We start from the raw sequence: 10,864 nt of genomic DNA on the forward strand, positions 1-10,864 counted from the left end.
CGCGCCATCGACGACTACCGCCACACGCCGGCCCGCCGCGCCGACGGCGCGTTCGTCGCCCGCCCCGGTCTGCCGATCCTCGCCCCGGACGCCCGATGAAGCCCTACGCCGGACCCGGCACCCCCACAAACCCGCTGCCGATCACCACGAACGCGTGCGCGGTCCGCAACCACGCACGTTGCCCCGGGCCGACCGTCACCACCTCCTACGGGGACAGGGACCGCACCATGCGCTGCGTCTGCCCCTGCCACGGAGAGGGACGCCGGTGAGCGAGTGGCAGCGGCAGGCCGCGTACTGCGCGATCGTCCTCGGCGTCCTCGCCGCGATCGTCTACGGCATCACCACCTAGACCCCTGCCCGTGCCTGTCGCCGGCCAGGTGCGGGCAGGTGCTCGACGGTCGCCCGTCTGGGTGACCGCTGCCGGTGAGCACTGCGCGCCATCGGTGCGCGCACCACGCTGGACCACAACCCCTGAGGAGCCCACATGGTGCGTACACCGCCGACCTGCCCCCAATGCCCCACGCGGCCGATGCTGTGGAAGGACACCGAGCACATGCGGTCCGACGCCCCCGACCGGTGGCGCTGGTACTGCTCCGGCTGCGAGAGGTACTGGGAGCCCACTGCGACCCAGAAGCGGGAGTACTCCTATGGGACACCGTGAGGACCACGTAACACCGTGCGGCCGCCAACTGCCCGACGGCGGCCAGTGCCCCGGCACGAGGAGCACCGTCTACGAGTACGACGACCACGGGAACGTGGTCAACCAGACGATGTTCAACTGCAATACCTGCGGCTCGTAGCCCACTGACGGCCCCGGCCGGTTCGTACCCCCGGCCGGCCGGGGCTACCTCACCAACTCCGCGAGGGGGACGTCGAGCACCCGGGCGATTCGGATCAGGGTGTCGATGCGGGCCGACGCGAGCGCGCCCTCAATTCGTACGAGGGTGGGGCGTTCGATCCCGGCGGCGAGCGCTACTGCCTCTTGGGAGAGCCTGCGGGACCGTCGAATTGAGCGGATGTTGTCGCCGATTTCCCGGCGGCGGGTGAGTACCCACTCTTCGGGCTGGTCTTCGGGCGGCACAGATACAAGCTGGTCGCTCGAAGATCGTTTGTCTGTAGCGTATACCGTACATTTCTGGGGAAGGAAACAGTGACGGACGCCATCCACCCGGTTGAATGATCGTTCGCATATGCCCTTGAAACGTGCCCACGGCGCGTGATTGGTTGACTACGCAACCGCCCCTCAGTCCCCGCTCGCCTGCGGCCCACGCGCCGAGCGGACCACCCGCCGCCCCCACTTGCGGCTGGGTGCAGCCGCGCCCCGGCCCCTCGTCTCCGCAAAGACAGGGCCGGGGCGCAGGCTTTTCCCCAGGCCGGCACTACACCCTTTGGGATGGTCTCTGAGCGACCACTATCCCAATGTGGGGTACTCGGCCGCAGCCGAGTAGACCACGCCTGACCTGGCTACTCGTCCGGCTGGTCCTCGGGCACCCACACGGGGACCACCCGGACGATCTTCTCTGGACGGATCTCCACGCGCCGGATGAGGCTCGCCAGGATCAAGCGCTTGGATTGCACGCTGATCGAATCCCACTCGTCCAGCAGACCCCGCACGACATCCTTGAACGCGGCGGGACTGATGGGCGAAGCCTGCTCCTTCGGCAGCGCGTCGGCTTTCGCCTGCAACTCGCGAAGCTTCACAGCGAAACGATCACGCGCGCGGAGATAGGCGTCACGCGGGATATCCCCCATAGCGTGCCCCTCCGTCGCACGGTCGATCGCCGTGGTCACCTTCGAGATCTCCACCTCAAGGGCTTTCCGCTGCCCCGCGACGTCCGGGCCCTTCCGCGGCTCGGGCACAACCACGGTTCCGGCCGCGATGGCATCGATCTCGTCGCGTACGTCGAGCAGCCACTCGTGCACCTTGCTTTCGACGAGCGGCCGGCGGATCCATACGCTGTCGTGCTCGACCGCATGCCGGGCGCGCGCGCCGCAGAGGTAGGCGTAGCACGATCCCCGGCTGTTGTCGTTCACCGGGTAGGCCCCACACTCCCCGCACCGGATCAGCCCGCTGAGGGGGTAAGCGGGGTTGTGGCTGCGCGGCGCCGTCTCACGCCGCTGCTGCCGGCGCTCCTGGTACTCGTCCCACTCGTCGCCGCTCCAGATGCTCTCGTGCTCGGCAGGCAGGTGCGAGTAGTGGGGCGGCCTCTGGCATCGGCCGGGGTCGGAGCACTGCACGTCCCGCCGGTGGGTGACGAGCAGCCCGGCGCCGAACCCGCTGTCGTAGTACCAGCGGACCGTTTGGTCCTGCCAGGGGCGGCCGCGGGTGTTCAGGACACCCAGCTCGTTCCAGCGGGCCGCGATCTTGCCGTATCCGGTCTTGCCCGCGATGTACGCCTGGATCCCTTCGAGGGACAGCTCGGCCAAGTCGGGGTCAACCTCGTAGCGTTCGTCCTGGACGGTGACGCCGCCGGTGCCGTCGGGGATCCGACGGGGGAACCACTTGTACCCGAATCGTTTGCCACCAGTGGCGGGCAGCCCCAGGCCGCGGCGGAGCTCGTGTGTCTCGCGCCATTGCTCGCCGGCGCGGTCGCTTTCGAAGGCGGCGAGTTCGAGGAGCATGCCGCGAGTGAAGCGGCCGACGGCGGTTCGTACGTCCACGTCCTCGGTGGCACTGACCAGTTCGCCGCCGACGTCCTCAACTCGGGCAATGTTGACGGCGTTGCCGTGGCGATTGCGGCCGAAGCGGGAGAACTTCCAGCACCACACCTCGCGTTCGGGGCGGCCTGGGTCCTCGACGATCTCGATCGCGCGCATGACTTTGCGCTTGAAGTTGCGTCCGGTGGCGTCGGGGTCGACGATCCACTCGGCTACGTACCGGCCGCGTCGTGTCGCGGCTTCTTCGACGACGTTCCGCTGGATGTCGACGGAGATCATTTCTTCTCGCCACGTGGAGACGCGAGCGTATCCGATCACAGGGATCGGACCGCTCGCGCCAGTGTCACCGTGGGCTGCCTGCATACGCAGAGAACCGTTTTGCATGCGTCCCTACTCTTAGGCGCTTCCGTCCCGCCTCACGTAGGGAGTGGGACGCTGAACAGGGAGGGGCACTACGTCCCCGTGGACGGCGGGCGCCTGCTCCGGCTGAGTGTCGAGCTGGGCCGCCTTCCAGCCGAGCTCGGTGTACAGCTGACGCTCTCTGATCGTCAGTCTTGCGGTCTGTGCCTGATGGGCGATCAGCCGCATCGTGTCCAGGCTGCTGCGGGCGCTCAGGTAGCCGGCCAGGCCGCAGAGCAGTAGTACGAGTCCGACTCTGAATTGGGCGGTGTGATCGGTTACCGCCGAGGCGATCACGAGCGCAGCCCCCACAGCTGCTGCCGATCCTGCGACGACGACTCCCTTGGGAACGTGCATGCATTCACCCTTCCGCGGCAGCACCCCCCGCGGCGCTGTCATGTGCGTCGCCCTGCTTGCGCAGGCGTCTGACCATCGTCACGAACCAGTCCCGGTCTTCCCTCGGCACGCCTGCGAGAGCGGCCAACTCTTCAGGCGTCAAGGGTTTTTCGGACGATACCGCACTCTGACCAGATTCGATCTGTGGATGATGGAAGTCCGTTTTCGCTGCCTTACCCGTTCGGATAAGAAGCTCATCCAGCGAGACCCCGAGGAATCGCGAAAGGGCGATCTGGAGGTCAAGGTCGGGCACCTTGCCGGACAGGATGCGCGTCACTGAGGACGGCGCGATGCCGGCGTCTTGGGCGAGGCGTGCCTTATCTCCGCCGCGGGCGGATGTGATGTCGTACCCGCGTTCGGCTAGTTGTCCCTGTAGCCACGTAAGCCACCCCACTTGCTCGCGTTCGTGATCTTCTCGTCTCCGCATAACCGCAGGCTACCGCCCATGGTGGGAAGTTAGAACAACCTTCCACCCATGGAAGGGCAGGTCAACGTTTGTAGCGGGCAACCTTTTTGCGTCTCGGCAGTCTACGGCCATCTTCGAACGTGCGCTCGAATAAATCAATCACCCGTTCAGGTGGCCTTCCTTCCTTCCCGGGAAGGAAGTGGTGTGCTAAATTCCTTCCATGGCTCGAACTTCCGCCGATGGAAGGAACCATTGATGCACATCCACCTGCGCCGAGACGCCTACACCGCACTCGCGGCGGCCAACGGCCACTACACCTACGAGCAGCAGGCCAACGCCACCGGCCTCGGCATCGCGACGATCCACCGCATCCGCAGCGGCGGGCCGGTCAGCTCCTCCAGCGTCGCGGCGATCTGCTGCACGTATGGCGTCGAGTTCGCCGACCTCTTCGTCATCACAACCCCCGCCAAGGCTGCGGCATGAGCCGGCACCACACCGCACGCGCTACCGCGGTGCAGGCCGCCGCCCGAGCCCTCGTCGCGGCCGTCGCCGAGCGTGCCGCCCAGAGCCCGCACGACGCTGCCGCCGCGGCCTACTACCCGGGCCACCCGCTCGGGTCCATCGCGGCCATCGAGGCGGAGATCGTCCGCCGCAGGCGGGCCCACGTGGCTCCCGCGCTGACGCAGCGCGCCGCCTGACCAACGAAAGCGGGGCCGCCCGGACCGGGCCTGGTCCGAAAGCAGCCCCTCGGAATCCCACGTACCCCAAGAAGGAGTGGAACCCCGTGAAGACCAACCCTACAGATCTCCCCGGCCAGACCGCGTTCACCGGCCATCTGCCCACCCCGCTCCCGGCACCGCCGGTCGAGCTGTTCGTGTCGGAGGACGGACGGCAGTGGCGTCTTGCTGGCCACGACGCGGACGGCGGACGGCTGTTCGTCCCGGCGCACCTGGACCCGGCGAAGATCGCGCGCTTGTGGTGGGCCGGCGAGGCGTACCTGGCGGAGTCCTGCGGCGCGCTGCACCCGCTGGAGCGTGCGGCATGAGCGCCCACGACCCGATCATCGTGCCCCGGTTTGACGTGGCGGTGGAGCCCGCGCCGGAGGAAGAGCCTGTCCTGATCGTCGGCGCAGTCGCTGATGACGGCCAGCCCGTGGCGCTGCTGCTGGACCGCGAGACGCGGGCGAAGGTCGGCGGGTGGCTGCTCCCGGAATCGGAGATGACGAGCCGCGAACTCGCTGCCGCGCGGACCGAACTGGTCGAGCTGCGGACCCGGATGGCCGAGCTGGAGGCCGAGACCTACGTGGCCCCGTCGCCTAGTTGCACGCGCTGCTACGGGGCTGATGCCGCGCGGTTCGTTGCCAAGGGTGGTGCCACATCGCCGTGCCGCGTTTGTGGTCCGTCGGAGGTCGATCTGCTGCGGGCGCGGGTGGCCGAGCTGGAGGCCGGCCGCGTGAAGGTGCTGCGGGAGGCCGCCGACGCCATCGTCGCCGACAACGACCGGAAGCTCTGGGCGTCCAAGCCCGGCAAGCACTGGGCCGCTGACCTGCTGCGCCGAATGGCCAACGAGGACCCGCACGACTCGGACCTCCACCGCGACTACGTCACGCCGCATGACCTCCCGCCCGCCCTCGACACCCCCGGGAGCCTCCGGTGAGCAACGAGTCCACGAACCCCCAGCTCTCCTTCTACAGCCGTTCCGACTGGCTCGCCGGGTTCCTGCGCGCCGACCGCATCCGCGTCGACACGCTCGTGTCCCTCGTCGCCTCCTGGGGCGACCCGGACGCCCGCGACAACGTGATCGCCGCCCTCGACGCGCTCGCCGAGGTCGTGCAGTCGCCGCGCACCGCCGAGGGCGCGCTCGACGCCGCCGCCGAGGCCGTCGAGGACGCCGCCGGCATGGACTACGCGCAAATCCCGCTCGACAAGACGGACACGCTGCGGCTGCTCGCGGAGCTGACGACCGTGGCAGACCACCTGTCCCGCTTCGGCCCGAACCGGCGCACGGCTGGGATCCCGGGCCAGCAGGACCGGAGGGCGTCATGAGCGTCCTAAACCGCGCACGAACGGCTGCGGCCGGTGCTCTCCCGGACTGGACCGGTGCCATCGCCCCGCACCTGCCCGAGTGGCGCGTCTGCTTCAGCACCGACGGCAGCCCCGAGCCCACTGGCATCGCCCCTGTGTGCCCCGACGAGGACCACGAACCGGCCGACGGCAGCGTGTACGAGTGCTGCTCGACGCCGGTCATCGAGGTCGAGTGCACGGAGCTCGCGGAGTACCTGGTTGTGCTGCTGAACGCGGATCGCGGTGAGGCCCGATGACCAACACCGTGCAGGCCGGGGCTTCGGCCCCGGCCGCCGGCCCGGACCGCATCCCCCGCCCCTCTCAGGGCTGGTATCGCGATCCCGAGACCGGCGCCAAGCTCCGCCGCGTTACCACCATCCTCGGCCAGGGCTTCCCCAAGCCCGAGTTGGTGTTCTGGGCGGCGAACCTCACCGCGGCCGACGCCTTCGCCACGCTCCCCACTCTCGTCTCCGCCTCGCTGCGGCCGGCCGAGCGGGAAGCCGCCTACGACTGGCTGCGCAAGGGCCACATTCGGAAGAAGGACGAGCGCGGTGACATCGGCAGTGCCGTGCACGACCTGGTCGAGGCCCACGTCCTCGGCGAGCCGCTGCCCGAGGCGCTGCTGCACGACCCCGAGATGGCCCCGTACCTGGAGAACTTCCTCCAGTTCGTCGCCGACTGGGAGGTCGTCTTCGAGGCATCGGAGATGACCGTCGGGAACTTCGCCGACGGGTGGGCCGGGAAGCTCGACTACCTGTTCCGCTCCCGGCTCATCGCCGCCGCGCTGCGGGTGCCCGCCGACACGCTGTTCATCGGCGACACCAAGACCGGCGGCGAACTCGACGAGAAGGGCGTCTACCCGGAGGCCGGTCTCCAGATGTCGGCGTACCGCCGCGCCGAGGTGGCGTGGCTGCGGGACGGCTCGAAGGTGCCGATGCCGGCCGTGCACTCCACCGGGATCGTGCTGCACCTGCGGCCCGAGGGGTACCGGCCTCACCCGCTTCTGTGCGGCGACGACGTGTACGAGGCGTTCCTCCACGTCCAGCAGGTCGCCGAGTTCAAGCGCGTCTTGTCCAAGTCCGTTGTCGGCGAGGCCCTCGCACTGCCCGCCACCGTCACAGAGAGGGCTGCCTGATGCCCATCATCGACCTCCAGCGCCGCATGCGGCAGCTCGGCGAAATCCGGATCGGCCGGGTTGTCGACACCGGCCGCGTCTCGCAGAAGACCGGTAAGCCGATCCTGCGGCCCGAGAAGCTGAACCACTTCCGCTTCACCTCCCCCTCGCGGGAGATCCTCGCCTCGGTCGCCACGCTGTACGGCGGCGAAGTGCAGCCCTGGACCCCCGCGAACGGCGGCCCTTCCGAGTTCGAGGTGTACTCCACCACCAACCGGCTGCCGGTCCTCATCCCCCCGCAGAACGCCGTGTCGCAGTGGTACGAGCTGTACGCCGGATCAAAGTGCCAGCGCCGCTGCGACGGCGTCACCGAGCACAAGCAGGACCGGCCGTGCATGTGTAACCCGGAGAAGCGGGACTGCTCCATCACGACTCGGGTCAACGTCATGCTCCGCGACGTCCCCGCCCTCGGCCAGTGGCTCCTCATCTCCAAGGGCTACTACGCCGCCGTCGAACTGCCCCCGGCGGCTGAGCTGCTGGCGCAGGCCGGCGGGTACGTCGCGGGGTGGCTGGGCATGGAGGAGAAGCTCGTCCAGCGGGCGGACGGACCGGCCCGGTTCATGGTGCCGACGCTGGACGTGGAGATCACTCCGGCGGCGCTGATGGAGGGCAGCGTCACCGGTGCCGCTGCGGTTTCCTCTGGACCCGAGCGGGTCGCCATCTCGGGTGGCCGCCCAGACTATGCGGCGCTCGCCGCCGAAGCGCGTACCGCTGAGGCGGTCGGGGAGCTCTGGACCAGCGCGAACCGTGCTGGGCACCTCGACGATGCCTTGGCCGCCACGCTGAAGGCCCGTGCTGCCGAGCTGAAGAAGCCCGCGCCCACTCAGGGACCGTCGACGGCACCCGCGGCGCACCCGGACGTGATGCCCGACGAGGACGGCGCGGTCGATGCCGAGATCGTCGAGGACGACGACGTCGAGGGGATCTGGTTCCAGATCATCGCGGCAGCCGGGGCGCTGGGCCTGACCACCGAGCAGGTCGAGGCGCAGTTCGCGGAGCAGAACAGCGGGCTCCACCCGTCGACCGCGAAGGCCGACCGGCTGCGGGAGTTCCTCGCCGCGCTGAAGGCGGTGCGGGCATGAACTGGCACCTGGGCCGCCTGTGCGGCTTCGACCTGGAAACCACCGGCATCGACGTCGAGTCGGACCGCATCGTCACCGCCTGCGTCGTCGGCTGCGGCGGCGGCCAGCCGACCGATTCCCGCACGTGGCTCGCCGACCCCGGCATCGAGATCCCGGACGGCGCCGCGAAGGTCCACGGCATCACCACCGAGAAGGCCCGCGCCGAAGGCCGCCCGGCCGCCGACGTCATCGCCGAGCTGGTCACCGCCCTCGCCTCCGCGGCCCGGGACGGCGAGCCGATCGTGGCCATGAACGCCGCCTACGACCTCACCCTCCTCGACCGCGAATGCGCCCGGCACGGCGTCAAGAGCCTGTGGGACTACACCGACGCCATCCCGCTGGTCGTCGACCCGCGGGTCCTCGACAAGCGCGTCGACCGCTTCCGCCGCGGCGGCCGGACCCTGACCGACCTGACCAAGCACTACCGCGTCCCGCTCGACGGCGCGCACACGGCGGACGCCGACGCGATCGCCGCGTGCCGCGTCGCGTGGCGGATCGCGACGCAGAACGGCCAGATCGCCGACCTCGCCCTGCCTGACCTGCACGAGCAGCAGGTCGAGTGGGCCCGCGAGCAGGCCGGGAGCCTCCGCGACTACTTCGCGAAGACCCCCGGCAAGGAGCACCAGGCCGCCAGCGTCCGCACCGAGTGGCCCCTCATCCCCCGCCAGCAGAACGGAGCCGACCAGTGACGCTCACCGAGACCCCCGCGGCCGGGCTGACCACCCGCCCGGCCGCGGGCTCCACCCGCCCCCTCGTCATCGGCCTCGACCTCTCCCTCACCTCCACCGGCGTCGCCGGCGAAGGCTGGACCGGCCACATCCGCACCAAGACCCGCGGCGACTTCCGCCTTCACTACCTCGCCGGCGAGATCGGCAGCTTCATCAAGCGCGCCGACCTGGTCGTCATGGAAGGCCCCTCCTACGGCCACGCCGCCCTCGCCGGACACGAGGACATGGCCGGACTGCGCGTCCTGGTCCGCCAGTTCTGCTTCCGCCACAAGATCCCGTACGCCGTCATCCCGCCGTCCACGCTCAAGTTGTACGGCACCGGCTACGGCAAGGCCGCCAAGGGGGAAGTTCGGAGTGCGGTCGCCGACCGGTACGGCATCCACACCGAGGGCGCGGCCCGCTACGACGAGGCCGACGCCTACGTCGCCATGGCCGCCGGCATGGACTGGCTCGGCTACCGGCTCGCGGAGGTCTCAGAGCGGTGCGCGGCCGCGCTGAAGGGCGTGGCGTGGCCCGAGCAGACACCGGCGGTGGCCGCATGAACAACGACCACAACTGGCGCAGCGCTGCCGAATGCCTCAACACCGACCCCGAGGTCATGTTTCCCGACCCGAGCGACCGCAAGGGCAACGAACGCGCCAGGTCGATCTGCGCCACCTGCCCCGTCCGGAAGGCCTGCCTGGCCGCCGCCATGGACGAGGAAGGCGGCAAGGCCAAGGAGTCCCGCTGGGGTGTCCGCGGCGGCCTCACAGGCGGACAGCGGTACTACCTGCGGACACGAAACCGCATGCCCCGCGCGAACGGCGAGAAGCCCCGCGCCAAGCAGCCCAGCACCCGGCCCCTCGCGCCGTGCGGAACGGGCGCCGCCTACGACCGTCACGTCCGCAACCACGAGCCGGTCGACAACGCCTGTCGCGAAGCCCACAACGCCGAACGCCGAGCCGCCCGCGCCCGCAAGAAGGCCGCCGCCGGAGAGCCCGTCGCCGGACCGGTCGTCTGCGGCACCCGCCGCGGCTACCGAAAGCACCACAGCAACGGCGAACCCGCCTGCGACGCCTGCCGCCAGGCGAACACCGACGCCGACAACCGGCTCCGCCGCACCGGCACGACATTGGCTGCGGCATGAACGGCCCGCAGCAGGTCGTCGGCGCCCTTTACGTCGACTGCGGACGCCCGCTCCGCAACGGCACTTGGGCCCAGCAGCCCCGCGCCAAGTACGAGTGCCTGATCTGCCACACCGTCGAGGGCCCGGTCGTCGGCGAGCACGCAGTCAAGGCGTTCGTCGCCACCATCCGCACCACTCACCAGCACAACACCCAGCAAGGAGCAGCAGCATGACCCTTCACATCGACGCCGACGTCAAGATCGACTCCAAGGTTCTCACCGACGTCGCCGAAGCCCTCGAACCGTTCGCCGAGCAGATGTTCAAGCAGCGCCAGGGACGGTGGATGGCCGTCATCGAGCTGTCCCACGTCGAGCGGACCGAGCCGGGCCCGGAGGAGGACAAGCACCCGTCCGTCAAGGTCCGCATCACCTCCGTCGAGGTCGCTGCCGACGCGTTCACCGCCGACCGGCTGCGCAGCCTCCAGCGGGACATGTACCAACGCCGCACCGACGCCGGAACCCTCGACGAAATCGACGCGGCCTGATGAGCCGGCCGCGCGCGACGGGCGCCGACGACTCCCGGTGCCCGTCGTGCTCGGCCCCGGTCCTCGCCCAATGGGTCGGCCACACCGCGGCCCTGAGGATCACCGCGGACCTGACCCCGCTCACCCCCGAACAGCAGACCGCAGCACGCGAACCGAACCGGCTCGTCTGGTGCCTCTACCGCGCCGGCCCCCACAGCCCGCCCCGACTCCGATGGGCCACCCCACCGCACCCCCCGGACTGCGGCCACCCGCACGTCACCGAACACCACT

General features: G+C 69.8%; 20 protein-coding genes. 16 read left to right on the forward strand and 4 right to left on the reverse strand.

Going from position 1 to position 10,864, the window contains the following annotated elements; genetic code table 11:
• The first annotated feature begins 484 nt into the window (after positions 1 to 484).
• Together VIU94_RS05395 and VIU94_RS05400 are read left to right on the forward strand one after the other, a co-directional pair.
• Positions 485 to 661, forward strand: coding sequence for a hypothetical protein (locus VIU94_RS05395; RefSeq protein ID WP_331908088.1), 177 nt, complete (start codon positions 485 to 487; stop codon positions 659 to 661).
• Positions 648 to 800 (forward strand): hypothetical protein, encoded by a 153-nt coding sequence (locus VIU94_RS05400; RefSeq protein WP_331908089.1) that lies wholly within the window; start codon positions 648 to 650, stop codon positions 798 to 800. Before VIU94_RS05395 ends, VIU94_RS05400 begins: the two co-directional genes overlap by 14 nt.
• A 44-nt stretch (positions 801 to 844) precedes the next feature.
• Here VIU94_RS05400 and VIU94_RS05405 read toward each other — a convergent pair whose 3' ends face one another.
• From VIU94_RS05405 to VIU94_RS05420, 4 genes are all read right to left on the reverse strand, one after another.
• On the reverse strand, positions 845 to 1,081 hold the full coding sequence (locus VIU94_RS05405; RefSeq protein WP_331908091.1) for a helix-turn-helix domain-containing protein: 237 nt from the start codon (positions 1,079 to 1,081) through the stop codon (positions 845 to 847).
• Between the two features lie 383 nt (positions 1,082 to 1,464).
• Positions 1,465 to 3,021, reverse strand: a complete 1,557-nt coding sequence (locus tag VIU94_RS05410; protein ID WP_331908093.1) for a recombinase family protein — start codon at positions 3,019 to 3,021, stop codon at positions 1,465 to 1,467.
• Between the two features lie 33 nt (positions 3,022 to 3,054).
• A complete protein-coding gene (locus VIU94_RS05415; protein ID WP_331908095.1) occupies positions 3,055 to 3,414 on the reverse strand; it encodes a hypothetical protein in 360 nt (119 codons plus the stop codon).
• A gap of 4 nt (positions 3,415 to 3,418) precedes the next feature.
• On the reverse strand, positions 3,419 to 3,880 hold the full coding sequence (locus tag VIU94_RS05420) for a helix-turn-helix domain-containing protein (protein WP_331908097.1): 462 nt from the start codon (positions 3,878 to 3,880) through the stop codon (positions 3,419 to 3,421).
• Between the two features lie 234 nt (positions 3,881 to 4,114).
• Here VIU94_RS05420 and VIU94_RS05425 point away from each other — a divergent pair, with 234 nt between their 5' ends.
• From VIU94_RS05425 to VIU94_RS05490, 14 genes are all read left to right on the forward strand, one after another.
• Positions 4,115 to 4,342 carry a helix-turn-helix domain-containing protein gene (locus VIU94_RS05425; protein WP_331908099.1) on the forward strand — a complete coding sequence of 76 codons (228 nt, stop codon included), beginning with the start codon at positions 4,115 to 4,117 and terminating at the stop codon, positions 4,340 to 4,342.
• Positions 4,339 to 4,557 (forward strand): hypothetical protein, encoded by a 219-nt coding sequence (locus VIU94_RS05430; protein ID WP_331908101.1) that lies wholly within the window; start codon positions 4,339 to 4,341, stop codon positions 4,555 to 4,557. Before VIU94_RS05425 ends, VIU94_RS05430 begins: the two co-directional genes overlap by 4 nt.
• An 86-nt stretch (positions 4,558 to 4,643) precedes the next feature.
• Positions 4,644 to 4,904, forward strand: a complete 261-nt coding sequence (locus VIU94_RS05435) for a hypothetical protein (protein WP_331908103.1) — start codon at positions 4,644 to 4,646, stop codon at positions 4,902 to 4,904.
• Positions 4,901 to 5,515 carry a hypothetical protein gene (locus VIU94_RS05440; protein ID WP_331908105.1) on the forward strand — a complete coding sequence of 205 codons (615 nt, stop codon included), beginning with the start codon at positions 4,901 to 4,903 and terminating at the stop codon, positions 5,513 to 5,515. The genes VIU94_RS05435 and VIU94_RS05440 overlap by 4 nt, the downstream gene beginning before the upstream one ends.
• Positions 5,512 to 5,904, forward strand: coding sequence for a hypothetical protein (locus VIU94_RS05445; protein WP_331908107.1), 393 nt, complete (start codon positions 5,512 to 5,514; stop codon positions 5,902 to 5,904). The genes VIU94_RS05440 and VIU94_RS05445 overlap by 4 nt, the downstream gene beginning before the upstream one ends.
• On the forward strand, positions 5,901 to 6,179 hold the full coding sequence (locus tag VIU94_RS05450) for a hypothetical protein (RefSeq protein WP_331908109.1): 279 nt from the start codon (positions 5,901 to 5,903) through the stop codon (positions 6,177 to 6,179). Before VIU94_RS05445 ends, VIU94_RS05450 begins: the two co-directional genes overlap by 4 nt.
• On the forward strand, positions 6,176 to 7,057 hold the full coding sequence (locus tag VIU94_RS05455; RefSeq protein WP_331908113.1) for a hypothetical protein: 882 nt from the start codon (positions 6,176 to 6,178) through the stop codon (positions 7,055 to 7,057). The genes VIU94_RS05450 and VIU94_RS05455 overlap by 4 nt, the downstream gene beginning before the upstream one ends.
• The gene (locus tag VIU94_RS05460; protein WP_331908115.1) at positions 7,057 to 8,178 is read left to right on the forward strand and encodes a recombination directionality factor; all 1,122 of its coding nucleotides are present in this window, start codon (positions 7,057 to 7,059) and stop codon (positions 8,176 to 8,178) included. Before VIU94_RS05455 ends, VIU94_RS05460 begins: the two co-directional genes overlap by 1 nt.
• The gene (locus VIU94_RS05465) at positions 8,175 to 8,906 is read left to right on the forward strand and encodes a 3'-5' exonuclease (protein WP_331908117.1); all 732 of its coding nucleotides are present in this window, start codon (positions 8,175 to 8,177) and stop codon (positions 8,904 to 8,906) included. The genes VIU94_RS05460 and VIU94_RS05465 overlap by 4 nt, the downstream gene beginning before the upstream one ends.
• Positions 8,903 to 9,487 carry a hypothetical protein gene (locus VIU94_RS05470; protein ID WP_331908119.1) on the forward strand — a complete coding sequence of 195 codons (585 nt, stop codon included), beginning with the start codon at positions 8,903 to 8,905 and terminating at the stop codon, positions 9,485 to 9,487. Before VIU94_RS05465 ends, VIU94_RS05470 begins: the two co-directional genes overlap by 4 nt.
• On the forward strand, positions 9,484 to 10,071 hold the full coding sequence (locus tag VIU94_RS05475; RefSeq protein WP_331908121.1) for a WhiB family transcriptional regulator: 588 nt from the start codon (positions 9,484 to 9,486) through the stop codon (positions 10,069 to 10,071). The genes VIU94_RS05470 and VIU94_RS05475 overlap by 4 nt, the downstream gene beginning before the upstream one ends.
• Positions 10,068 to 10,283 carry a hypothetical protein gene (locus VIU94_RS05480; RefSeq protein ID WP_331908123.1) on the forward strand — a complete coding sequence of 72 codons (216 nt, stop codon included), beginning with the start codon at positions 10,068 to 10,070 and terminating at the stop codon, positions 10,281 to 10,283. The genes VIU94_RS05475 and VIU94_RS05480 overlap by 4 nt, the downstream gene beginning before the upstream one ends.
• Positions 10,280 to 10,594, forward strand: a complete 315-nt coding sequence (locus VIU94_RS05485; RefSeq protein WP_331908125.1) for a hypothetical protein — start codon at positions 10,280 to 10,282, stop codon at positions 10,592 to 10,594. Before VIU94_RS05480 ends, VIU94_RS05485 begins: the two co-directional genes overlap by 4 nt.
• Positions 10,594 to 10,864, forward strand: a 271-nt coding sequence (locus tag VIU94_RS05490) for a hypothetical protein (protein ID WP_331908127.1), incomplete at its 3' end; no start/stop codon positions are given. The genes VIU94_RS05485 and VIU94_RS05490, both read left to right, overlap by 1 nt.

The organism is Streptomyces sp. (assembly GCF_036566765.1).
In the GTDB taxonomy this organism is placed as follows: Bacteria; Actinomycetota; Actinomycetes; order Streptomycetales; family Streptomycetaceae; genus Streptomyces.